Here is a 24,163-nt window from a genome sequence, read left to right on the forward strand (position 1 = left end):
TTGGGGTATAGCCAAGCGGTAAGGCACCGGTTTTTGATACCGGCATTCCCTGGTTCGAATCCAGGTACCCCAGACATTAATATTATAAAATTTAATTTTTAAAATCAGTTCATATAATATGAAACAGCAGTTTCTTGTATGCTACATAAGACAAAAATATATTTTTATTAAATAATTTGGGGTGTCGCCAAGAGGTAAGGCAGCGGATTCTGATTCCGCCATTCCGGGGTTCAAATCCCTGCACCCCAGTTAAATCATTCAGAATGAATATAAATTAATATACATATGGTCATTTATTAATGATAAATATTTTATATGTCATAATTAAATATAAATCCTGAAAATAATCTATTTTGCGTAACAATTCATGCAAATATTTGCCATCAAATACTAACGGTTGCATTTTGAAATCATTGCATAAACTTTTTTATTCTTATTTTTGAGTTATATGAAAAGAATATATATTAAAACTTGGGGATGCCAGATGAATGAATATGACTCCTCCAAGATAGCCGATATACTAATAAAAAATCATAACTACATACTGACTGACGATGTGAAAAAAGCAGATGTTTTAATACTGAATACTTGTTCTATTCGTGAAAAAGCTCAAGAGAAAGTATTTCATCAGTTAGGACGTTGGAGAACTTTAAAAGAAAATAACCCTGACTTAATTATTGGGGTAGGAGGTTGTGTCGCATCTCAGGAAGGTCATCAGATTCTTCAGCGAGCTAAATATGTTGATATTATATTTGGGCCTCAAACTTTCCATCGCTTACCTCATATGATTGATCAGGTATATCAAAATAAAAATTCAGTGATAGATATCAGTTTTCCAAAGGTTGAAAAATTCGATTTTGTACCGGAACCACATAGCATAAGTCCTACATCTTATGTATCTATCATGGAAGGATGTAATAAATACTGTACCTATTGTGTAGTACCCTATACAAGAGGAGAGGAAGTTAGCAGACCATGTGATGATATATTATATGAAATTGCTCAACTTGCTGAACAAGGTGTACGTGAAGTAAATTTATTAGGTCAAAACGTTAATGCTTATAGAGGATTAACATTTGATGGAAAAATATGTAAATTTGCTGAACTATTACGATTAGTAGCAGCAATAGATGGAATTGATAGGATTCGATTTACTACAAGTCATCCGATTGAATTTACCGATGATATTATTGATGTTTATACTGATACGCCAGAGTTAGTCAGTTTTTTACATCTTCCAGTACAAAGTGGTTCTAATCGTATTTTAAAATTAATGAATCGTCCTTATACTATACTCGATTACAAAAAAATTGTCGACAAGCTAAAATTAGCACGTCCTGATATTCAGATAAGTTCAGATTTTATCATAGGATTTCCTAGCGAAAGTCAAGATGATTTTGATCTCACAGTACAATTGATTACTGATGTTAATTTTGATATGAGTTTTAGTTTTATTTATTCTCCTCGACCAGGAACTCCTGCTGCTTATTTATATGATAATACTTCGCAAGAAGAAAAAAAACAACGTCTTTACACTGTACAAGAACATATTAACAAACAGTCAATGGAATGGAGTAAAAGTATGATAGGAAGTATACAAAAAGTTCTTGTAGAAGGCATTTCAAAAAAAAATATCATGAATCTGCGGGGGCGCACTGAAAATAATAGAGTAGTAGATTTTGAAGGCCTTCCATATATGATAGGTCAATTTATTGATATAAAAATCATAAATGCACATTTTAATTCGTTACAAGGAATGATCGAAAAAATATAATAATGATTATATGAGTTGTTATTTGACTAAAATATTTTAAATAAACAATAATATTCTATATTATTGAAATATATTTTATTTAATAAAATACTATACATTTTTATTAAAATTAACTGGGTTTATTGAATCACCTAAAAAAGGATTAGTTTGAATATTGAAAATGTTGAAATAAGATTAGAACCATCTGATCAAAGCAGATTGATGAGCTTATGTGGTCCATGTGATGATAACATAAAACAATTGGAACATCGTTTAGGTATTAAGATAACTTACCATAATAATATTTTCAAGCTATCCGGTTTTTCTCTATTTGTAAATTTAGCTGCCAATACTCTACGTAATCTTTACATAGATACTGCTCCAATAAATGGAAATATTCCTGATATTCTCCCTGAGAATATTCATTTAGCTATCAAAGAAAATAATTCGTTACAAAATATAAGTAAAGAAATATTAGAATATAGTAAATTTATTAATATTACTACTAAGCGAGGACTAGTACGACCTCGTACTATAAACCAAACAAAGTATCTTATCAATATTCTAAAACATGATATTACCTTTGGCATTGGTCCTGCTGGCACAGGAAAAACTTATTTAGCTGTTGCAGTTGCTGTAAATGAACTTAATCATAAAAAAGTTAGACATATTTTACTAACTCGTCCGGTAGTAGAAGCTGGAGAAAAACTAGGATTTTTACCAGGAGATTTTACTCAAAAAGTTGATCCTTACTTGCGACCGCTTTATGATGCATTATTTGAAATGATTGGATTTGAACAAGTAGAAAAATTACTCAAACGTAACATTATTGAAATAGCTCCTCTAGCTTATATGAGGGGTAGAACTTTAAATGATTCTTTTATCATATTGGATGAAGCTCAAAATACTACTATTGAACAAATGAAAATGTTTTTAACACGATTAGGTTTCAATTCTAAAGCAGTAATTACTGGAGATATCACTCAAGTAGATCTACCACAGTCAGCTAGATCAGGATTATACAATGCTATACAAGTATTGGCTAAAGTGAAAAATATAAGTTTAAATTTTTTTAGTAGTGAAGATGTAGTACGTCATCCTTTAGTCGCTCGTATAGTTGAGGCATATGATGCTTGGGCAAAAAAATATGTAAATAAATCCTAATATAACAAATATGATCATTTATTAATTATGGAAGATTAAATGGGGCAATTAATTTTAAATTTACAGATAGCTTGTAAAAATACCATTAACTTACCTAAGGAATCAGCATTTTATAGATGGATAAGTGCCACTTTTCATATTATCAATCCATGTTATAAACATAATGAAATTACTATTAGATTAGTGGAGAAAGAAGAAAGTCTTTATCTTAATAAGACTTATCGTGGTATAAATAAAGCCACTAATATACTATCTTTTTTATTGAAAATACCTATTAATATAGATACCTTATTATTAGGAGATTTAATTATATGTCGAGATATTCTTGAGCAAGAAGCTAAAGAGCAGAACAAAAAATCTGAAGAGCATTGGGCGCATATAGTAATACATGGTACTTTACATTTATTAGGATATAATCATATAAACAATATAGAAGCACAAATAATGGAAGAGTTAGAAACTAAAATCCTAGTTGATTTAAATTATAGAGATCCTTATTTTATAGATAAGGACAAATTATAAACCTATATTATAACTTATAAAAAAGTAATGATGACGCTTTTGATACCAAAGGTAGTTTTGCTATGCATTAGGATATGAAGATATTGAAATTAATGTTTATATATTTAATATTTCGTTAGCTAACAGCTAATAGTCGTATTATACAATATACGGTACAGTAAAAATTCCTCCCAATGCATCGATCCATTCTTTTGAAGAAAATCAATAAGTTAAAGTTATTATCTGATTTATATCGGAAACAATAGATGCGTTTATTATTAGCTTTATTTACTTTACATTCAACCGGACCACCTTACAATTAGCTGCAATTTGTTTTACCTGGCGATTCGGACTATTTCTTAGTATCCAGTGGATTTCTTATTGCCTAATTCATTTTACTCTCTTTTCTGTATTTGAAATAATATTATTCTATTCACTTGCAGCAGGATATCTTTCTATTTATGCTTCTTGATTTACCGCCGTATTGAATTATTTCTGTCCAACTCCTACAATCTTTCGCTTAACTTTATATTCCCCCATTTTATGGCATTGTAGTGAATTTCTTAACAGGTTTTCCTTGTTGTTTGGATATACTCTAGGACTTCTCATTTATGTATTTCTAAAACTTCATATCCAATCTATTCTATTTATAATGTCAGTATCAATAATATGGTCTTTACAGGATATACGTTACGAAATAAAAAAATAAAAATATGTTTAAGAATTAAAATAAAACACTATTTAAGCACTTAATATTTACATTACGGCTAGCAAACCCCTATTTGGAAAAGTATCAATTATTATTTGGCCAGAATCAGCTATTGGTGATTTTGTAAAAAAACAACAGTCCTTATTATATGATCTAAATAAGAAAATTTTTAAAAGTAATACCTATTTTTTATTAATTGTTTCTAATGATGTGTGGTTTGGCAACATTTTCAAATGACTCGTATGCGTATTAGAACTAGGACGTCCTTTAATTGTTGATACTGATAATGGTATAACTGCTATCATAACTCCAAAAGGTAAAATACAAAGCATACTGCCACAATTTCAACCAAACGTACTTATTATTGGGCAAATTACATCTACACGAGGAGAAACTCCTTATTGCTAGTTAGGACAATGGCCAATTTTTATAATAATATTATGTACTGCTGTATACATATTTATTAAAAATGTCAAACAGGTGTGGTCAGAGTATATATAAATTAAAGTATTATTGAATTTTATTCAAAACTAATATTACTAAGGATCAATAAATTATATGCAAGACCAATATTGTCCACAAGAAGTAGAGTCTTATGTTCAGAGTTACTGGGAGGAAAATAACACATTTAAAGTCACTGAAGATCTAGAAAAAGAGAAATATTATTGCCTTTCTATGTTACCATATCCTTCGGGACGTTTACATATGGGACATGTTCGCAATTATACTATTGGAGATGTAATTGCACGTTATCAACGTATGCTTGGTAAAAACGTAATGCAACCTATTGGTTGGGATGCTTTTGGTCTCCCAGCAGAAAATGCAGCTATAAACAATAATATAGCACCTGCTATCTGGACATATAATAATATTATTTATATGAAAAATCAGCTTAAACAATTGGGATTTGCTTATGATTGGAGTCGTGAATTAACTACTTGTCACCCTGAATTTTATCGGTGGGAACAATGGTTTTTTACGCAATTATATAAGAAAGGATTAGTTTATAAAAAAACAGCAGCTGTCAATTGGTGTCCAAATGATCGCACAGTACTGGCAAATGAACAGGTACTCAATGGATGTTGTTGGAGATGTGATGCAAAAGTAAAATATAAAGAAATTCCACAATGGTTTATAAAAATTACCCATTATGCAGAAGAATTGTTAAATGAATTAGATAATTTAGATGGATGGCCGGAACAAGTTAAAACCATGCAACGTAATTGGATAGGTCGTTCTGAAGGCATAGAAATACTTTTTAATATTATTAATGATGATAAAAAAATTACTGTATACACGACTAGACCAGACACTGTAATGGGTATAACTTATCTATCCATAGCCGCAAACCATCCATTAGCTATTCACAGTGCAACTAAAAACTCTATGATCGCTGATTTTATAATTACCTGTCGTAATCTTAAAGTAGCAGAAGCAGATATATTAACAATGGAGAAAAAAGGAATTGATAGTAATTTATTAGCTTTACATCCTTTGAGTGGCGAAAAAATACCAATATGGATTTCTAACTTCGTATTAATGGAATATGGTACTGGAGCTATAATGGGAGTTCCTGCTCATGATCAACGCGATTGGGAATTTGCAATTAAATACGGTTTACCTATTAAACCAGTTATTCTGGAATTAAACGGCAATATACCAGATTTAACTAAGGGTGCTATGATTAATAAAGGAATATTATGTAATTCTGGTATATTCAGTGGATTAGATAATAAATCTGCATCTAAAAAAATAAATGACGCCTTAATAAGTAAAGGTGCGGGAATTTATAAAATCCATTATAGACTACGTGATTGGGGAGTATCCCGTCAACGTTATTGGGGTACTCCTATCCCGATGTTAACACTATCCGATGGTTCTATAATACCAACACCTGATGATCAGTTGCCAGTTATCTTACCAGAAAATGTCATAATAGATGGAACCAGTAATCCGCTTAAATCGGATTTAGAATGGGCAAACATCAGACTTAATAATGGTCAATTAGCTTTACGTGAAACTGACACGTTTGATACCTTTATGGAGTCATCATGGTATTATGCACGTTATACTTGTGTAAACTATGATAAAGGTATGATAAATACTAAAGCAGCAAATTATTGGTTACCAATTGATCAATATATAGGTGGCATTGAACATGCTATTATGCATTTAATGTATTTTCGTTTTTATCATAAACTTTTGCGAGATGCTGGATTTATTACATGCAATGAACCTGCAAAACGTCTTATTTGTCAGGGTATGGTAGTAGCTGATTCTTTTTATTATCTGGACTCTAACGGAGAACGCAAATGGATTTCACCAATAGATGTTACTATAAAGCGTGATAAGCAAGGACACATAATAAAAGCAACAGATAAGCATACAGGACGGGCATTAATTTATGCAGGTATTAGTAAAATGTCCAAATCAAAAAACAACGGTATAGATCCAGCAGTAATGGTAAAACGTTACGGAGCTGATACTGTACGTTTATTTATCATGTTTGCTGCTCCTGTACAGAAAACATTAGAATGGCAAGAATTTGGAATAGAGGGTATACATCGTTTTCTAAATAAAATATGGAAACTTGTTTATGAACATGTAAAAAGTGGTGTAACTAAGGAGCTTAATATACTTAGCTTAAATAATGAACAGAAAAATCTCCGCAGAGATCTACACAAAACTATAAAGAAAGTATCTGATGATATCGGCAGACGTCAAACTTTTAATACTGCAATTGCATCTATCATGGAATTTACCAATAAACTTACTCGTGCCTCTAAAAAAACTGAACAAGATCGTGCTTTAATTCAAGAATGTTTGCTAGCTATAATTCGTTTACTTTATCCCTTTACTCCTCATATAAGTTATGTACTATGGCAAGCTTTAGATGGTAATTCAATAATTGACAATGCTTCTTGGCCTATTGCAGATGATAAAGCAATCAAAGATGATTTATTAATGATAATAGTACAAATTAATGGTAAAACTCGAACAAAAATTTTTATTTCTCCGAAAACTAATGCTGAAGAAGTAGAATTAATCGCCTTGCAACAAGCAGTTATAAAAAAATATCTTACTAATGGTAAGATCCAAAAAGTAATTTATGTCAATGGTAAATTACTGAATATCGTCGTGAAAAGCAATTCATAAAAATAATTTTGATATTATCAATATATATATAAATTAGCAAATGCTAAACCTAAATTTAGCTTATTAAATAATTAATGATTTTTGAGCAATTCATATTACTATGATTGAAATTTATGCTGAACAACTACAAGAACATCTTAACAAAGGATTAAATAATGCTTATTGGCTATACGGTAACGATCCTTTCTTACTTGAAGAAAGTTATTTAATTCTTCGTAGCACTGCATTAAATCAAGGATTTAGCGAACACAATAGTATTGTGTTAAATTTGCATACCAATTGGAATGAGATATACACTAAATGTCAGTCTGGTGGTTTATTCAATAAACGCAAAATATTAACACTAATATTGTCTGAAAAAAATTTCATAGCTTTAAATTATCGTGCTTTAATTAAATTGTTAAATGTATTACCTAAAGATATTTTAGTCATATTAAAAAACGAACAAAAAACAAAAACATATGAAAATAAATATTTGTTAAAATTTTTGGCAAAAAAAATTATAATGGTCGTTTGCTTAACTCCAAATCAAAGGCAGCTGCCTTATTGGGTCAAGCAACGAGCTAAATCCATTCAACTAGCACTTAATAATCAAGCTATTGAAAAAATTTGTTACTATTATGAAGGCAATTTATTGGCGTTAACTCAAATACTAGAATTGCTTCGGTTACTTTCTCTTACTAATGAATTAACAAACGATTGTATAGATAAAATTATAAATTATTCTGCTTGTTTTAGTCCTTATCATTGGATAGATGCGCTGCTAGAAGGAAAGGCTGAACGTTCTTTATATATTTTGCAAAGTTTAGCTAAATCAGATGTAGAAAGACTAGTATTGTTAAGAATTTTACAATATGATCTCTTGCAATTATTGAAAATACATCGGACAAATAATAAGTTACCTTTAAATGTTTTAATAAATAAATATTGCTTTTGGAAGAATCGCCGTCAAATTTATTTGACTGCTTGTAAAAGAATTAACCTATCTAGATTGAATTATATTTTACATTTACTGACTAAAGTGGAATTATCTTTCAAGCAAAACTACAATTATTCATTTTGGTCAGCATTAGAAACAATCTCTCTAATAATAGTGAATATTACGAATGTCCAATTTATTGAATAATTCAATTAGCTATTATTAATATTACAATATTTAAAATTGATCAAAGTGAAATAATATCCAAGACGGTTACAATTGATAACTTAATAATTTTAATAATATTATTAGGTTGTAATAAACAATTAGTTTTATGGATGACATTATTTAATTTAAGACATGGGCATTGCAGGCAATATTTTTAATCATTTGTTCAGTGGTAAATATCCAGGATTTCAATTTATAGAAAAAATAAATAAAAAAATGGTTAACAAATTATATAATGTTTCTGCCGGATTAAAGATAATACTTATTTATTAAATATCAGCAACAGAGATTCGTAATAGTTTCGAGCAATGTTAAATAATTTTATTAATTATATCATAAATAATTAAATGATATTTGCTATAAGCATATTAGTTGTACTTCAATTTGATTTACTATCTATGGAAAATACATATATTAGCTCTGTGAAAACTAATACAAATACTTATGGTGTATAGAGTAATTGTTTTGATTAATAAAATTAACATAGCTTTAAACTAACAAAGGAAAATTGCTATTGAAAAGTTAAATAATTGCCTAGGAAAAGAAATATTTATTCGCAGAATAAGTGTATGTATTTGCTTGATTATTTTTATAATGTGCATTGTATTAATAAAAATCTACTATTTACAAATCCTGCAATTTAAAGAGAATAATATTCTTGCTACTTTGAATCATATACAGTTTTTATCTATAAACCCTAATAGAGGTAACATTTATGACCGTAATGGAATATTATTGGCATGGGATCGTATTATATATCAATTAGAATTAATACCTGAAAAGGTTAATAATATAGAAAAAACACTATACCAACTGAAACCGATTATTGATCTTACGGATGAGGAGATAAATCTTTTTAAAGAAAAAGAAGAGCATGATGGTAAATGGAATCCCATTGTATTAAAGAATAATCTCAATTATAATCAAATTGTCAGATTATCAGTTAGTCATTACCTTTTTCCTGATATTAAAATAACAACATCTTCACAAAGATATTATCCATATGGTTCAATCTTGGCACATGTAATTGGTTATGTTTCTCCTGAGGGAGATATTAACAAAGATGATAAATATCAAACTTGTGTTTATAAACCAATTGGTATGTCAGGTATTGAAAATTATTACAACAAATTACTTTATGGAATAGATGGCTATAAGAAATTACAAGTGAATAACACTAGTAGAGTAGTGCGTCAATTAGACTACAAATATCCTGAAGTTGGAAAAGATATATGGTTAACTATAGATCTTGAACTTCAGCAATACATTTATAATATTTTAGCTGGTGAACGCGCTATAGTTATCGTTAGTGATCCAAATACCGGTGAAATTGTAGCATTCGTATCTACTCCTAGTTATAATCCTAATTTATTCGTCAATGGGGTATCACAAAAAACTTATGAAAAGTTATCAGAAGAGAATAATAAACCCTTATATAATCGGGGGACCCAAGCTGTTTATCCACCGGCTTCTACAATTAAACCATATATGGCAATTGCCGCATTAAGCACGGGTATTCTTTATGAGAATACTAAACTATTAGATGCAAGGTTGTGGAAATTACCAGGATCCAAGACACGTTACTATGACTGGAAAAAAAAGGGACTTAGCTATATAACTATCAGAAAAGCTTTAGAAGAATCATCTGACACGTTTTTTTATCAAGTCGCATATAACTTGGGAATACATCGCATATCTGAATGGATGCAGAAATTTGGGTTCGGCATACTTACAGGTATCGATTTACCAAAGGAAAATCCCGCAAATGTGCCAACACGGGAATGGAAAAAACATACTTTACATAATTATTGGTATACAGGGGATACTATCCCTTTGGGTATAGGTCAGGGTTATTTTAGTACTACTCCCTTACAAATACATAAGGCTTTAATTACATTAATTAGTAACGGTTTAATAAAAATACCTCACTTATTACGCTATATATGTGTAAATAATAAAAAGATATATTATCATAATTTTCCCGATAATGTTATTAAAGAGATTAAATCTTCCACTTGGAAGATTGTTAAAGATGGTATGTATGGAGTGGCAAATAGTAAAAATGGAACAGCATTTTCTGTATTTAATAAGACTACTTATAAAATTGCTGCAAAATCTGGTACTGCTCAACTTTTTAGTATAAAAAAACGTGATAAGTATAATTTAAAGACTATAGCTATAAATATGCGTGATCATAAATTAATGAACGCTTTTGCACCTTATGATAAACCTACCATAGCTATTACTCTAATATTAGAAAATGGAGGTTGTGGTAAGCAAAAAATAGGACATATCATGCGAAATATATTAGATCATATTATTTTAGGTAAATAATGCATAGTTATTTTGCATAAAAGATCCTACGGTACGGAGAGTATATATCAAGAATAGTTTATATGAACAATAAAAATTCCATTTGGATGCGTATTCATATTGATCATCTAGTGATTATCATTTTTGGTTTATTAATATATGGTTTTATGATCTTGTGGAGTGCTAGTAATCAAAATATTAATATGATGGAGCTTAGATTATTTCAGATAATAATTGGCTTGTTGATAATGCTATTTATAGCTCAGTATCCACCTTATATTTATCAAAAATCAGCCCCTTATATTTACGGATTGTGTATTTTATTATTAATGATTGTAGATATATTTGGACATCTCACTAAAGGATCTCATCGTTGGATGAATTTATGGTTATTACATTTTCAACCATCTGAAATGGCAAAAATAGCGATACCATTAATGGTGGCTTCTTATCTTAATCGGGACGTCTATCCTCCTACTTTGAAAAGTACGGGCATTGCTCTAATAATAATTATAATACCAACAATTTTAGTTGCTATACAACCTGATCTTGGTACCTCTGTTTTAATTGCCTTTTCTGGTATATTAGTCTTGTTTTTATCTGGTATAAGTTGGATACTAATTAGTATAGTAATGTTTTTAATTATTGTTTTGGGTCCAATATTTTGGTTTTGTTTAATGCATGATTATCAACGAAGGCGTATTCGTACAATGTTTAATCCTGAATTATATCGACTTAATGCAGGTTATAACATTATTCAATCTAAAATTGCTATAGGGTCTGGAGGTATTTGGGGTAAGGGTTTTTTGCATGGAACACAATCTCAACTAAATTTTATACCGGAGACTACTACTGATTTTATATTTTCAGTATTAGCTGAAGAGTTAGGAATGATAGGTATATCATTGTTGCTTTTACTTTATATATTATTAATTATACGTGGTTTAATAATAGCATCAAAAGCATATTCTATGTTTGAGCGTATTATAGCTAGCGAATTGATTATGATGTTATTCTGCTATATTGTTATAAATATTAGTATGGTAAGCGGAATTATACCTGTTGTCGGTATACCTTTGCCATTAATAAGTTATGGTGGTTCGGCTTTAGTTATTCTAATGGCTGGTTTTGGAATGATTATTTCTATAGATACTCATTCATGATAATGATAGGATTATATTGCAAAATAATATATACAAAAATATTAATTCTTTAATTAAGAAACATATTGTAATATTTGTAGTATTAATAACTAGCAAATATTATTTTAATATGTCAACTCAAACTTATTATATATAATTAGATCTGATTTTGTTATCAAATATTATTTTAGTACGTAAACTTGGTTTGCTTAATTGGGAAATTACGTCGGATGCCATGCATTTGTTTACAAATCAGCGTAATGAATATAGCAATGATGAACTTTGGTTAGTTGAGCACCCACCGATTTTTACACAAGGTAAATCATGTAAGAAAAACAATTTATTTATGCTAAATAATATTCCAATTGTTCATAGTGATCGTGGTGGACAGACTACATATCATGGCCCAGGTCAACAAATTATGTATGTACTTATTGATATTAAACGACGTAAGCTTAATGTAAGCAAACTAGTTTTATTACTGGAAAAAACAGTAATTACTACTTTACAATATTATGGAATAAACTCTTACTCTTATCCTGAAGCACCTGGAGTTTATGTTAACAAAAAAAAAATTTGTTCTCTTGGTTTGCGTATCCAAAAAGGTTGTTCCTTGCATGGTTTGGCGGTAAATGTAGCAATGGACTTAAATCCCTTTTTATCGATTAATCCTTGTGGTTATGTAGGTATGCAAATGACACAATTAAGTGAATTTAAACCTGAAATTACTGTGAAAGAAGTAGGGTTTAAATTAGCTGATGTTTTTGCTCGCCTTGCAGGATATGAAAAAATTACTTATTTAACTTAAAATTAAATAGACGTAGGTATATTGATATGATCAATAATAGTTATTATTGATCATATCAATATACCATATTCTTATAAAAAAATCTATTTGAGCATGTAATTTTATGAGCAAATCTAGTCAAATAATAAGCCATGCTAAATATCGTGGCAATGAAAAGATTAAAAATATCATCCCTACTAAAGAAATATTTCATGACAATCAAAAACCAATATGTAAACCCCCATGGGTAAGGATTAAACTACCTGCAGATAATAGTCGTGTGAAAAATATTAAAAATATCATTCGCAACAATGGTCTTTACTCTGTTTGTGAAGAAGCAGCTTGTCCGAATTTAACAGAATGTTTTAACAATGGTACCGCTACTTTTATGATATTAGGAGATATTTGTACACGGCGTTGTCCATTTTGTAATGTAGCATATGGTCGTCCATATAGACCTAATATAAAAGAACCACTTAATCTTGCGGCAACTATTCATGAATTAGCATTAAATTATGTAGTGATCACATCAGTAAACCGCGACGATTTACACGATGGAGGTGCACAACACTTTGTACAATGTATCAAGGCTATTCGTGAAAAAAATATTAATATAAAAATAGAAATTTTAGTACCAGATTTTCGTGGATGTATGGATCAAGCACTGAGTATCTTTACTAAGACAACACCGGATATTTTTAATCATAATTTGGAAAATGTTCCGCGACTTTATAAAACAATACGTCCTGGTGCTAATTATAAAAATTCTCTTAAATTATTAAAAAATTTTAATCAAATGAATCCCAATGTTCCTACAAAATCTGGTTTGATGTTAGGTTTAGGAGAAAACAATCAAGAAGTTTTTTCTGTTATACAAGATCTACGTGATCATAATGTTACCATGTTGACATTAGGTCAATATTTACAACCTAGTCGTTATCATTTGCCAGTTAAACGTTATGTTAGTCCAGTAGAATTCCAAATTATTAAAGAAACCGCATTAAAATTAGGATTTACTCATGTGGCTTGTGGTCCTCTTGTTCGCTCTTCCTACCATGCAAATCTTCAAGCTATGGGCTTAGAAGTAAAGTAATAAATATCAAGTTGAATATAGAAAACAAAAAACCCGCTTTCAGCGGGTTTTTCTGCCTGATTATTAATTCAGGCTGGTAACATTAGCAGCAGAAGGACCTTTGGCACCTTCGGTAATTTCAAACTCTACTGACTGACCCTCAGCAAGAGTTTTAAATCCTTGACCTTGAATAGCAGAAAAATGTACGAAAACATCTTTACTACCATCTTCAGGTGTAATAAAACCGAATCCTTTAGATTCATTAAACCACTTAACATTACCTTTTTTCTTAGAAGAAGACATCTATATTACCTATTATTTTTACATGAAAATAAACACTGAAATGTGTCGATGAATAGTACAGCAGTTACTGTAACATTTGTCCAGCATGATTTAAAAAAAATATAATTTTTTTATTTCCAAAATGTTCGTGTACGGAGGAAATAAAAATTTATTGATAAAAAATCATTTTAGCTAATAAAGCTTCTCAAATTATTTTTTTTTAGCAATCCAATAAATAGCTTGCATATATGCTTGTATGCCTAATGCTACATCATTTTCTGTTACTAATTCTTTGGGGTGATGACTAATACCACGATCGCAACGTACAAATAGCATAGCTACTGGCCAGCGTTCTGCTATAGCTACAGCATCATGACCAGCACCACTAGATAAAGTTATACTACGATTTTGTACAAATTTTACAGAATGTTCAATAATCCGTTTTAGGTTATCATCACAAACTGTAGAGTCAATACGATAATATTGATTTGAATAAAAACGTAATCCTCTATTTAGTGATATTATATGTGCTTGATCTAATAATATAGATAACAATTTTTCTATCAATACATCTTCGGGACCACGTATATCTAAAGTTAAATGTACTTCTCCAGGTATTACGTTAACTGAGCCAGGAGAACAATGCAATTTTCCTACTGTAGCTACCAAGTAAGAATTATACCTTTTAGTGGTATGTTCCACGAATACAATCCATTCGGCAGCGGCCGATAAGGCATCTTTTCTATAATGCATCGGTAATGTTCCAGCATGTCCAGATTTACCAATAAAAGAACAGTTTAAACGACGAGCTCCATTTATTCCCGTTACTACACCAAGTGCAATATTTTCTTTATACAGACAAGGTCCTTGTTCTATATGCAGTTCTAAATATGCCGTAATATCTTTAATATTGCGTTTAGCTGCACTAATGTTACTTGCATCTAAACCTACATTTTTCATGGCTTCTGCGATTGTAATACCAGAACTATCTTTACATGTAATCCAACTTTCCTCCCAAGTTCCTGTCAGTGCACGACTGCCTAGTAAAGTAATACTAAATCTTATACCTTCTTCATCACAAAAACCAATAACCTCTATTGCTAAAGGTAAATGCAATTTATGTTTATTTAACCAAGAAACTATTTCAATAGCACTTAATACACCAAGTATACCATCATACCGCCCAGCATTATGAACTGTATCAAGATGAGAACCCAGCAAAATAGCTGATGCTGCTACCTTCTCTCCTTCATAGCGTCCACATATATTGCCAACTGCATCTTGCCAAATTTGCAGTCCAGCTACTACCATCCACTCTCCAACTAAAGTGTTAGCACGTAAATGCTCTGCTGACAAATAAACTCGTGTTATACCATTATCTATTTCACTAATCTTTGCTAATTCATTACAACGTTGCATGACACGAGATGCAGCTATTTGCGCTTCTTCAATAGTCATCAAACATTTATACATGAATGTTTTCCAAAGAATAATGCTCTAAAGCAGATTCTACTGCAGCACCAGGAATCATTGGGAAGCCAACTAAATTAAGTACTTGTTCTAAGCAAGCTAAAGTTTGTAATACACAATCTTTACGTGCATTATATCCCATAGTACCAATACGCCATATTTTTCCATGTAAAGGTCCAAAAGAAGTACCAATTTCGATACCAAAATCTTCTAACATGAATTTTCGTACTTGCTCTCCATTAACCCCCTTAGGAATTATCACACCAAGTATATTGTGCATTTTGTGCTCAATATTACCAAATAATTTTAATCCCATTCCCTGAATGCCTTTTAACATTGCATCACCATGTAATTTATGACGTGCAATATTTTTTTTAAGACCATCTTTTAAAATCACACGTGCACATTCACGAGCCCCAAATAAAGCTGTTGTAGCTTCAGTATGATGATTTAAGCGCTCTGGACCCCAATAATCCATAATCATGCTAATATCAAAGTAATTAGAATAAATTATTTCTCCATCACCATCTTTATGCTCTACCGTACGAATTCCCTTTTCTACACATTTACGGTGTCTGATTATTTCTTTCATTTGATGACTAATAGTAATTGGCGCTGTACCCGAAGGGCCACCTAAACATTTTTGCATTCCAGCAGATACTGCATCTAGTCCCCAGAGATCAGTTTCTAATTCGTTACCACCTATAGAAGCTGTAGCATCGGTATAAAAAATTACATGGTATTTTTTACAAATTTCTCCAATATCTTTTAAAGGTTGTATCATAGTAGTAGAAGTATCACCATGTACAATTAGTAAAAATTTTGGTTTTATTTTTTTTATTTCATCTTCTATTTGATCAGGTGTAAATACAGTGCCCCATTGAGTTTCCAGTAAATTTACTTTTGCTCGACAACGGTGTGCAATTTCACACAATAAGTATCCAAATCTTCCAAATACAGGAACTAGTACCTTATCTCCTGGACAAATAGCTGATAATAATATAGCCTCAATACCTGCTCTTGAAGTACCATTAATGAGCATGGTCCAATAATTATCTGTACAAAAAATTTTGCGATATAATTCCATTACCTCATTCATATAATGTGTCATTACTGGATCATATTGGCCAATCAGCTGTGTCGACATAGCGCGAAGTACTCGAGGATCAGCATTAATAGGTCCAGGTCCCATTAACAAACGTTGAGGAGGATTAATTTGTGAGTATCGATTAATATCCATTAAAACATATCCTTATGATATTATTCCTGTTTATTAAAGATGGATTAGTAGTTTCTGCTATGTGCAATTTTAGGTAACATAATGTAACTATTAATGTAACATTAAAAACAATTTCATTATATATACTTTATCCTAAGTATAATAAATAATTATTGATTTCAAGATAATTGATTGTTATTATAAAAATCGATTTTATTAAAATTCAAGTTTTATTTATATTAATATATAAAAAATATGAGCATATAATGATATATAGCAATATAGCACCATCTAGTATGGTCGTTACTCCTCATCATCTTGCTACTGAAAGTGCATTAGCAATATTACGTGAAGGTGGTAATGCTATAGAAGCAATGATTTCAGCAGCAGCTACTATTAGTGTAGTATATCCTCATATGAGTGGTTTAGGAGGCGATGGTTTTTGGCTGATATTATTACCTACAGATTGTAAGCCTATTGCAATTGATGCTAGTGGTGCTTCCGGTTCTTTAGCATGTATTAATTATTATCATGGTAATAGTCATATTCCTTATCGTGGTAATAAATCCGCTATAACTGTAGCAGGTACAGTTAGTGGATGGATTGAAGCATTGCAGATATCCAAAGAAATAGTCCACAAAAAATCTATTCCCCTATCACGTCTACTGAGAGATGCTATTCAATATGCTACTGATGGCATTCCTGTGACAGTTTCTCAAGTATCAGCGATTAAATCTAAATTGCATGAGCTCGTTTCCTTACCTGGTTTTGCTGCTACATTTATACCAGATGGTAATATCCCGTGTCCAGGAGATCGTTTTATACAAAAGGATTTAGCCAATACTTTAAAACAACTAGCAGAAGAAGGATTAGATAGTTTTTATAGAGGAAATTTCTCTCAGAAATTGATTAAAAATATAAAAAAAATTGGTATTCCCTTAACTATACAAGATTTGCAAACACATTATGCACGTTGCTCTGACCCTCTTCATTTAAAACATAGTCAAGGCGATATATGGAATATGGCACCTCCTACGCAAGGAATAGTATCATTAGCAATACTCAGTATTATTGATAATTTGGATATGGTACATGCTAATGAGATACAAACTATACATCGTATAGTTGAGGCTACTAAAGAAGCTTTTGCGGTAAGAGACAAATATATTATTGATAATCAATATATGACTGAAAATTTACAAAAATTACTACTTAGCAATTACATGAAAAATATTGCTAAAAAAATCAGTGATCAATTTGCTACTTCAGTAAATACTATGTGTAAAAGTGGAGACACTGTTTGGATGGGTATCATAGATAAAACTGGTATGGCGATTTCTTTTATTCAAAGTATTTATCATGAATTTGGTAGTGGTGTAGTAATTCCTGAGACAGGAATTATTTGGCATAATCGTGGTGCTTCTTTTAATTTACGGCATAACAATTTGCTGACTCTTGCTCCGCGGAAAAAACCGTTTCATACTCTTAATCCAGCCTTAGCCTGTTTAAAAGATGGACGTGTTCTGGTTTATGGTTCTATGGGTGGTGATGGGCAACCACAAACACAAGCAGCTATTTTTAATCGATATGTTATTCAAAAAATGTCATTACAAGAAGCAATAAGCGCGCCCAGATGGTTGATAGGACGCCATTGGGGAAAATCTTCTAATACTTTGAAGTTAGAAGGACGTTTTACCACTGGAACTATAGACATTTTACGTAAACTTGGACATAGTATCGAAATATTACCGAATTTTAGTGAACTAGTTGGTCATGCTGGAGCTATTGTTCGTCATGTTAATGGCATGATTGAAGGAGCATATGATCCACGTAGCAACGGTAGTGCTGCAGGGTTTTAAGGAAACCATGAAAAATCAAATAGAATATCAAAATTATCTAAGACAAATGAATAAATTATTTAATGTAGAAGTAGATGAAAAACGCTTTTCTCAATTAGTTGAACAGTTCATGTATATAGCAGAAATAGCTGAACCACTAATAAATTTTCCTTTAGAAAATTATTTATAAGGTAATGGATAATGACATTTTCTACCTTAAGTATAAATCAACTTAGAAAGTTAATTATAACAGGTAAAATCAGCGCACTTGACATAGCAAAACAGACTTTGCAAGATATTGCATATTATAATCCGATATTAAATGCTTGGACGGAAGTAACTTATCAACGCATGATAACAGAAGCTGAAAAAATAGATCAAAAATATCGTAATAAAGAGACTCTACCTATTTTAGCAGGTATTCCATATGCAGTAAAAAATTTATTTGATGTATCTGGTCACACTACTTTAGTAGGTTCTAAATTATTTGCTAACCGTCCTGTTGCATATCAAGATGCTTGGGTAATTCATAAATTGAAGAGAGCAGGTGCCATTCTGTCTGGTATGCTTAATATGGATGCTTATGCTTATGGTTTCACAACGGAGAATAGTTATTATGGAGCTACACATAATCCCCATGATATATCACGTATAGCTGGAGGTTCTTCAGGAGGATCTGCAGCAGCGGTAGCTTCAGGTTTAGTTCATTTTTCTTTGGGAACTGATACTAATGGATCTATTAGGGTACCAGCATCACTATGCGGAACTTTTGCATTAAAACCCACTTTCGGTCGTTTATCAAGAAGAGGTGTTTATCCTTTTGTAACCAGTCTCGATCATGTAGGACATTTTGCTCGTAATACGGAAGATTTAGCTTTAGTATATGATGTTTTGCAAGGACGAGATAGCAAGGATATTTTTCAGATTAATCGTATTAATAAGCCTACATTTCCTATAATTAATAAAAATTATAACAAACTTCGTTGTGCATTGCTAACTGGTTTTTTCACTGATTGGTGTGATCATCTAACTCGTAACACTCTATTTAAAGCTGCTAATAGTTTAAATACCGAAGAAGAAATTATCATACCTGAAGCAGGTTTAGCACGTTCAGCAGCTTTTATTATAACTGCTACGGAAGGAGGTCATCATTATCTACCTGACTTATGTAAGTCTCCAGAATATTTTGAACCGCTTTCACGAGAAAGATTACTAGCAGGAGCTATGATACCTACTAGATGGTATTTACAAGCTCAACGTTTTCGTCGCTATTTTTACCAACGTGTATCGTGTTTAATGAAAAAATTTGATATATTAATCGCTCCTGCTACTCCTTGCTGTGCTACAACTATTGGTCAGACTAAAATATCTATTAATGGATATGAAATCTCTCCCAGAGTAAGTATGGGAATGCTAACTCAACCAATATCATTTATAGGCTTACCAGTGTGTATTGTACCATTTAATACTCCTATTGGTTTACCTATAGGGATCCAATTAATAGGAAAACATTTTAGAGAAGATCTTGTATTAAGAGCTTCTCGAATCCTTGAAGATCAAGGACTAACTTTAGCACCCATGAATATAAAAGAAAAAATTAAAAATCCGCAATAAAAATAATCACTACTTTTTAGTTAATATTATAAGGATGCATGCACATCCAATGATCTGCTATTTGTTGTCTAGTACAAACCCAAATTTTGTCATACTTCTGAATATAATCCAAGAAACGTTGTAAAGCACGGAAGCGTCCTGGTCTTCCAAGCAACCTACAATGCATTCCTATTGACATCATTTTGGGACATGTTTCACCTTCTGCATAAAATACATCAAAAGTATCCCGCAGATAGTTGAAGAATTGTTCAGATGTATTAAAACCAGATGATGTTACAAATCTCATATCATTACATTCTAATGTATAAGGAATAATTAGATGTAGTTTTTCTGTGTTGTCATGACATGCTACTTTCATCCAAAAAGGCAAATCGTCTCCATAATAATCGCTATCATATAAGAAATTACCCTGTTCTACTATTAGGCGACGAGTATTTGGACTATCTCGTCCCGTATACCAACCAGTAGGAACTTTACCAAACAGTTCGGTAAGTACATTAACAGCCTGATCTATATGCTGCTTTTCTGTTACTACATCGACTTTTTGATAATTAATCCATCGCCATCCATGACTTACTACATCATATTTAGCTTCTTTGATGGCATCTACAATGTCACGATTACGTGCTAAAGCCATTGCTACTCCAAATATAGTTAAAGGTAATTGTCGTTTATAAAATTCTTTATAAATTCGCCAAAATCCCACTCTAGAACCATATTCATAAATTGATTCCATAGACATGTGTCTATCCGCATAGCTCATGCAATTAATAATTTCTGAAAGAAAATGTTCTGAACCAGTATCCCCATGTAGTATATTACTTTCAGCGCCTTCTTCATAATTTAATACAAATTGTAAAGCTACATTTGCATTATTAGGCCAAGAAGCATGTGGTGGATTTTTACTATATCCAACCATATCTCGCGAATATGTTTCATTATATTTTATTTTGTTCATTTATTTTTTTACATTTATTAATTAAGAGCTTCAAAATAACCTGTTATTTTTTTTGGCAATGGATATGCTAAATCACCATGTTTACTTGTACTAATACCAAGAGATAACACAGATTCTACTAATTTTACGGCAGAACTAACACCATCAATTACTGGTACTCCTAGTACTTTTGTTAATTTGCTTGCTAAATTTGCCATTCCACTGCAACCAAGTACTATTGCACCACTACCATCTTTTTGTTTTACTTTTAGGCAGAGTTCATAAACTTTTTGATATACTGAATCATCCTCTAATGATAATACTGGCATATTAATAGCGTGTAATGCTACACATTGAGAAATAAAACCATATCTTTGTAATAAATTGCGAATGATATTAAACGTACGAGGAAGTGTAGTAATAATAGAAAATCTTGTAGCAATTAAACTTGCTATATGCATAGCTGCTTCAGCAATGCCAATAACTGGCCCATCAGCAAATTCACGCGCAGCTAAAAGCCCAGGATCTCCAAAACAAGCGATAATATGACCATGAACACCTCTTTCTTTTCCCTGTTTTATTTGTTCCAACACGCACATAGTCGCGATCGCTTCATCGAAATGACCTTCAATAGACGAAATACCTTGACATGGTGATACCGCAATAATTTTTGTGCCTGCAAACGCAACAGCACAAGCAGCTTTTTGAATAACATTTGTAATATTTACACTTGTATTGGGGTTAATTACTTGTATTAAATGCATTTTAATCCTTATTTTCGCCAAAGGCAATTACCACTGCTTTGAGTAATAATATCTAGTTGAGATTCATGAGCTAAAAGTTCTTTTTCATTAGCTTTAATTACAATTAAGGATGATAATTGAGGAATAATGGTTTTATTATTATTTGTAAATGAATTTAATTCATTGTGTGAAGAAAAATCTATTAATGTTTGTCCACTAGTCATAGCTAAGTAAACTTTTGCAAGTATTTTAGCATCTATGAGTGCTCCATGTAGTTCTCGTTGTTTATTATCTATTTTATAGCGAGAACATAACGCATCTAAACTATTACGTTTCCCTGGAAATATCTTTCTTGCTAAGATTAAACTATCAATTATTTTACAAAGATTTTCTATCTTACCTACCGCCAGATTCAAAATTGTAAATTCATTGTTTATAAATCCAATATCAAAGGAGGCATTATGAATGATTAACTCTGTTCCTTTAATATATTTAATAAATTTATCAGCTATTTCGCTAAAAGTTGGTTTATCAGCTAGAAATTTATCCGAAATTCCGTGTATGTGAAAAGCTTCACTATCTACAGATCTATTGGGATTTACATAGGTATGAAAGCTATTGCCTGTTATTTTTCTATTAATTATTTCAACCGCAGCTATTTCAATGATACGATGACCTTCATAATGAATACCCATGGTATTTATACCAGTGGTTTCAGTATCAAGAATAATTTGACGATTATCTAAAGTACTCATACAATGAATCTATTATTAAAATATGTTAAATTACAAGTCTACCAAAAATATAATGTATAATAATAAACTGGTAGAAATATTTACTGATGGTTCTTGTATTGGTAATCCTGGGCCCGGAGGCTACAGTACTATCGTTCGTTATCATTCTCATGAAAAAGAACTGAGTGCTGGATATTATTTAACTACTAACAATCGCATGGAATTGATGGCCGCTATAACAGGTTTAGAATCATTAAATCAACCTTGCAAAATTATATTAAGAACAGATAGTAAGTATCTACTTCAAGGTATTAAATCTTGGATCCATATCTGGAAGAAATCTGGATGGCAGAAAGCTAATAAAAAACCCATTAAAAATATGGATTTGTGGCAACGCCTAGATAAAAATATTCATCAACATCAAATAATTTGGCAATGGATAAAAAGTCATATTGGTCATCCAGAAAATGAACGTTGTGATAAATTAGCACGTTTTGCTGCTACACATCCAACCTTTGAAGATAAGGGTTATAAATAATGTAATATATAGATATTACAAATATTTTGTAGTTACAATATATTTTATATTATCAGAATAATCTAGCAAATCAATGTTAAGTATATCTTTATTTATATCAAATATCAGTATAATAATCTGGTAATCATTCAAGTGGATTTATATTATTCCTATTACGAAATATATCATTAAAAAATACTTAAAAGTTTTAATTTAATGTGAATTAAATTTTATTTAAAAGTCAAATTTATGAAAGTAACTGGTATTAGCGCTTTAAATGATAATTATATTTGGTTTATTATAGATAAATACAATAATTGTATTATTGTGGATCCTGGTGAATCACAACCAGTTTTAGAACAAATAAAACAGTATTATTGGAAACCAAAAGCTATTTTTTTAACTCACCATCATCAAGATCATGTAGGTGGTGTAAAAAAAATTTGTAAAATTTATCCAAATATCATAGTTTATGGACCCCAAGAAACACAAAAAAGCAATAAATCTATTAACATCGTTACTGAAGGAAGAAAATTACAAATTTTAGGATACGAATTTACGGTGCTTTTAACTCCTGGTCATACGTTAGGACATATATCATATTATAGTCATCCTTTTCTTTTTTGTGGGGATACAATATTTTCCGGAGGTTGTGGGCGTATTTGTGAAGGCACAGTACAAGAAATGTACAAATCTTTAGAAAAAATACGTCAGTTACCTGATGAAACATTATTATATTGCGCTCATGAGTATACTCTATCTAACATAGAATTCGCTATGGGTATTCTCCCTCAAGATCAAGAACTTATTAAATATTATGAACAAGTCAGTAAATTAATAGCTAAGGGTGCTAAGAGTGTACCCACAAGATTATATCAAGAAAAGAAAATAAATATCTTCTTCCGTATCAAGGACATTAGATTAAATACTCTCTTTATAAAGTATGAAGATGAAATTACAACATTTGCTCATTTGCGATACTTAAAAGATCATTTTAATAGTTAGGTATGGTTCTCACTATTTTATTATAACTTAAATAATAATAAAAATTTATATACATATGGT

At 30.9% G+C, this 24,163-nt stretch carries 19 protein-coding genes, 2 tRNA genes and 2 pseudogenes; 16 read left to right on the forward strand and 7 right to left on the reverse strand.

All coding sequences use genetic code 11. The features are described 5' to 3' along the window. The first annotated feature begins 1 nt into the window (after nucleotide 1). The 5 genes and pseudogenes from ICMP_RS02460 (at nucleotide 2) to ybeY (ending at nucleotide 3,439) form a co-directional block, all read left to right on the forward strand. Nucleotides 2-73, forward strand: a tRNA-Gln gene (locus tag ICMP_RS02460). Between the two features lie 104 nt (nucleotides 74-177). Next, nucleotides 178-249, forward strand: a tRNA-Gln gene (locus tag ICMP_RS02465). Nucleotides 250-448: 199 nt separating this feature from the next. Continuing rightward, nucleotides 449-1,762: pseudogene (miaB, locus tag ICMP_RS02470) on the forward strand (tRNA (N6-isopentenyl adenosine(37)-C2)-methylthiotransferase MiaB); the annotation flags it as partial. 159 nt (nucleotides 1,763-1,921) lie between these two features. After that, a pseudogene (locus tag ICMP_RS02475) lies at nucleotides 1,922-2,890 on the forward strand (PhoH family protein); the annotation flags it as partial. Nucleotides 2,891-2,956: 66 nt separating this feature from the next. Beyond that, a complete protein-coding gene (ybeY, locus tag ICMP_RS02480; protein ID WP_041069618.1) occupies nucleotides 2,957-3,439 on the forward strand; it encodes an rRNA maturation RNase YbeY in 483 nt (160 codons plus the stop codon). A gap of 870 nt (nucleotides 3,440-4,309) precedes the next feature. On the opposite strand, the gene ICMP_RS03445 is transcribed toward ybeY, so the two are convergent. Further along, nucleotides 4,310-4,459, reverse strand: coding sequence for a hypothetical protein (locus tag ICMP_RS03445; protein WP_158386970.1), 150 nt, complete (start codon nucleotides 4,457-4,459; stop codon nucleotides 4,310-4,312). 226 nt (nucleotides 4,460-4,685) lie between these two features. On the opposite strand from ICMP_RS03445, the gene leuS reads away from it, so the two are divergent. From leuS to lipA, 6 genes are all read left to right on the forward strand, one after another. Next, a complete protein-coding gene (gene leuS / locus ICMP_RS02485) occupies nucleotides 4,686-7,283 on the forward strand; it encodes a leucine--tRNA ligase (protein WP_041069620.1) in 2,598 nt (865 codons plus the stop codon). A 100-nt stretch (nucleotides 7,284-7,383) separates the two neighbouring features. After that, nucleotides 7,384-8,409, forward strand: coding sequence for a DNA polymerase III subunit delta (holA, locus tag ICMP_RS02490; RefSeq protein ID WP_041069623.1), 1,026 nt, complete (start codon nucleotides 7,384-7,386; stop codon nucleotides 8,407-8,409). A 528-nt stretch (nucleotides 8,410-8,937) separates the two neighbouring features. Next, on the forward strand, nucleotides 8,938-10,764 hold the full coding sequence (gene mrdA, locus ICMP_RS02495; protein WP_052456836.1) for a penicillin-binding protein 2: 1,827 nt from the start codon (nucleotides 8,938-8,940) through the stop codon (nucleotides 10,762-10,764). Nucleotides 10,765-10,826: 62 nt separating this feature from the next. After that, on the forward strand, nucleotides 10,827-11,906 hold the full coding sequence (gene rodA / locus ICMP_RS02500) for a rod shape-determining protein RodA (protein ID WP_041069625.1): 1,080 nt from the start codon (nucleotides 10,827-10,829) through the stop codon (nucleotides 11,904-11,906). A gap of 148 nt (nucleotides 11,907-12,054) precedes the next feature. Continuing rightward, nucleotides 12,055-12,693, forward strand: a complete 639-nt coding sequence (lipB, locus tag ICMP_RS02505) for a lipoyl(octanoyl) transferase LipB (protein ID WP_041069628.1) — start codon at nucleotides 12,055-12,057, stop codon at nucleotides 12,691-12,693. A gap of 103 nt (nucleotides 12,694-12,796) precedes the next feature. Beyond that, a complete protein-coding gene (gene lipA / locus ICMP_RS02510; protein ID WP_041069631.1) occupies nucleotides 12,797-13,765 on the forward strand; it encodes a lipoyl synthase in 969 nt (322 codons plus the stop codon). Nucleotides 13,766-13,828: 63 nt separating this feature from the next. On the opposite strand, the gene cspE is transcribed toward lipA, so the two are convergent. From cspE to ICMP_RS02525, 3 genes are all read right to left on the reverse strand, one after another. Next, on the reverse strand, nucleotides 13,829-14,047 hold the full coding sequence (cspE, locus tag ICMP_RS02515) for a transcription antiterminator/RNA stability regulator CspE (protein ID WP_041069633.1): 219 nt from the start codon (nucleotides 14,045-14,047) through the stop codon (nucleotides 13,829-13,831). A gap of 189 nt (nucleotides 14,048-14,236) precedes the next feature. After that, entirely contained in the window at nucleotides 14,237-15,499 is a 1,263-nt protein-coding gene (gene hpxK / locus ICMP_RS02520) for an allantoate amidohydrolase (RefSeq protein ID WP_041069636.1), read from the reverse strand. Next, nucleotides 15,492-16,736 carry a pyridoxal-phosphate-dependent aminotransferase family protein gene (locus ICMP_RS02525; protein ID WP_041069639.1) on the reverse strand — a complete coding sequence of 415 codons (1,245 nt, stop codon included), beginning with the start codon at nucleotides 16,734-16,736 and terminating at the stop codon, nucleotides 15,492-15,494. The genes hpxK and ICMP_RS02525 overlap by 8 nt, the downstream gene beginning before the upstream one ends. A 245-nt stretch (nucleotides 16,737-16,981) precedes the next feature. On the opposite strand from ICMP_RS02525, the gene ICMP_RS02530 reads away from it, so the two are divergent. The 3 genes from ICMP_RS02530 to ICMP_RS02535 are packed head-to-tail and all read left to right on the forward strand — an operon-like array spanning nucleotide 16,982 to nucleotide 20,167. Next, complete coding sequence (locus ICMP_RS02530; protein ID WP_041069642.1) at nucleotides 16,982-18,574, forward strand: gamma-glutamyltransferase family protein; 1,593 nt, start codon at nucleotides 16,982-16,984, stop codon at nucleotides 18,572-18,574. A gap of 7 nt (nucleotides 18,575-18,581) precedes the next feature. Continuing rightward, complete coding sequence (locus ICMP_RS03395; protein ID WP_158386972.1) at nucleotides 18,582-18,743, forward strand: AtzG-like protein; 162 nt, start codon at nucleotides 18,582-18,584, stop codon at nucleotides 18,741-18,743. A gap of 11 nt (nucleotides 18,744-18,754) precedes the next feature. Then, the gene (locus ICMP_RS02535) at nucleotides 18,755-20,167 is read left to right on the forward strand and encodes an AtzE family amidohydrolase (protein ID WP_041069645.1); all 1,413 of its coding nucleotides are present in this window, start codon (nucleotides 18,755-18,757) and stop codon (nucleotides 20,165-20,167) included. A gap of 16 nt (nucleotides 20,168-20,183) precedes the next feature. On the opposite strand, the gene puuE is transcribed toward ICMP_RS02535, so the two are convergent. From puuE to dnaQ, 3 genes are read right to left on the reverse strand one after another with little or no spacing between them, the layout of a single operon-like run. Next, nucleotides 20,184-21,125 (reverse strand): allantoinase PuuE, encoded by a 942-nt coding sequence (gene puuE / locus ICMP_RS02540; protein ID WP_041069649.1) that lies wholly within the window; start codon nucleotides 21,123-21,125, stop codon nucleotides 20,184-20,186. 17 nt (nucleotides 21,126-21,142) lie between these two features. After that, nucleotides 21,143-21,868 carry an aspartate/glutamate racemase family protein gene (locus ICMP_RS02545; protein ID WP_041069651.1) on the reverse strand — a complete coding sequence of 242 codons (726 nt, stop codon included), beginning with the start codon at nucleotides 21,866-21,868 and terminating at the stop codon, nucleotides 21,143-21,145. A gap of 8 nt (nucleotides 21,869-21,876) precedes the next feature. Further along, nucleotides 21,877-22,602 carry a DNA polymerase III subunit epsilon gene (gene dnaQ / locus ICMP_RS02550; RefSeq protein ID WP_041069654.1) on the reverse strand — a complete coding sequence of 242 codons (726 nt, stop codon included), beginning with the start codon at nucleotides 22,600-22,602 and terminating at the stop codon, nucleotides 21,877-21,879. A 52-nt stretch (nucleotides 22,603-22,654) separates the two neighbouring features. Here dnaQ and rnhA point away from each other — a divergent pair, with 52 nt between their 5' ends. Next, nucleotides 22,655-23,119 (forward strand): ribonuclease HI, encoded by a 465-nt coding sequence (rnhA, locus tag ICMP_RS02555; protein ID WP_041070178.1) that lies wholly within the window; start codon nucleotides 22,655-22,657, stop codon nucleotides 23,117-23,119. 228 nt (nucleotides 23,120-23,347) lie between these two features. After that, nucleotides 23,348-24,103: a hydroxyacylglutathione hydrolase gene (gloB, locus tag ICMP_RS02560; RefSeq protein WP_041069657.1), complete on the forward strand. Its 756-nt coding sequence runs from the start codon at nucleotides 23,348-23,350 to the stop codon at nucleotides 24,101-24,103. Nucleotides 24,104-24,163: the final 60 nt, after the last annotated feature.

It is taken from the genome of Candidatus Ishikawaella capsulata Mpkobe, from assembly GCF_000828515.1.
Lineage (GTDB): Bacteria > Pseudomonadota > Gammaproteobacteria > Enterobacterales > Enterobacteriaceae > Ishikawella > Ishikawella capsulata.

What these genes read in the sequence shown, in the direction of transcription:
- leuS (WP_041069620.1), top strand. Translation starts at nt 4,686, where the DNA reads ATGCAAGACCAATATTGTCCACAAGAAGTAGAGTCTTATGTTCAGAGT.
- ICMP_RS02525 (WP_041069639.1), bottom strand. Translation starts at nt 16,736, where the DNA reads ATGGATATTAATCGATACTCACAAATTAATCCTCCTCAACGTTTGTTA.
- holA (WP_041069623.1), top strand. Translation starts at nt 7,384, where the DNA reads ATGATTGAAATTTATGCTGAACAACTACAAGAACATCTTAACAAAGGA.
- ICMP_RS03445 (WP_158386970.1), bottom strand. Translation starts at nt 4,459, where the DNA reads ATGCTTTGTATTTTACCTTTTGGAGTTATGATAGCAGTTATACCATTA.
- ICMP_RS02535 (WP_041069645.1), top strand. Translation starts at nt 18,755, where the DNA reads ATGACATTTTCTACCTTAAGTATAAATCAACTTAGAAAGTTAATTATA.
- puuE (WP_041069649.1), bottom strand. Translation starts at nt 21,125, where the DNA reads ATGAACAAAATAAAATATAATGAAACATATTCGCGAGATATGGTTGGA.
- dnaQ (WP_041069654.1), bottom strand. Translation starts at nt 22,602, where the DNA reads ATGAGTACTTTAGATAATCGTCAAATTATTCTTGATACTGAAACCACT.
- ICMP_RS03395 (WP_158386972.1), top strand. Translation starts at nt 18,582, where the DNA reads ATGAAAAATCAAATAGAATATCAAAATTATCTAAGACAAATGAATAAA.
- gloB (WP_041069657.1), top strand. Translation starts at nt 23,348, where the DNA reads ATGAAAGTAACTGGTATTAGCGCTTTAAATGATAATTATATTTGGTTT.
- ICMP_RS02545 (WP_041069651.1), bottom strand. Translation starts at nt 21,868, where the DNA reads ATGCATTTAATACAAGTAATTAACCCCAATACAAGTGTAAATATTACA.
- ybeY (WP_041069618.1), top strand. Translation starts at nt 2,957, where the DNA reads ATGGGGCAATTAATTTTAAATTTACAGATAGCTTGTAAAAATACCATT.
- rnhA (WP_041070178.1), top strand. Translation starts at nt 22,655, where the DNA reads ATGTATAATAATAAACTGGTAGAAATATTTACTGATGGTTCTTGTATT.
- hpxK (WP_041069636.1), bottom strand. Translation starts at nt 15,499, where the DNA reads ATGTATAAATGTTTGATGACTATTGAAGAAGCGCAAATAGCTGCATCT.
- ICMP_RS02530 (WP_041069642.1), top strand. Translation starts at nt 16,982, where the DNA reads ATGATATATAGCAATATAGCACCATCTAGTATGGTCGTTACTCCTCAT.
- rodA (WP_041069625.1), top strand. Translation starts at nt 10,827, where the DNA reads ATGAACAATAAAAATTCCATTTGGATGCGTATTCATATTGATCATCTA.
- cspE (WP_041069633.1), bottom strand. Translation starts at nt 14,047, where the DNA reads ATGTCTTCTTCTAAGAAAAAAGGTAATGTTAAGTGGTTTAATGAATCT.
- lipA (WP_041069631.1), top strand. Translation starts at nt 12,797, where the DNA reads ATGAGCAAATCTAGTCAAATAATAAGCCATGCTAAATATCGTGGCAAT.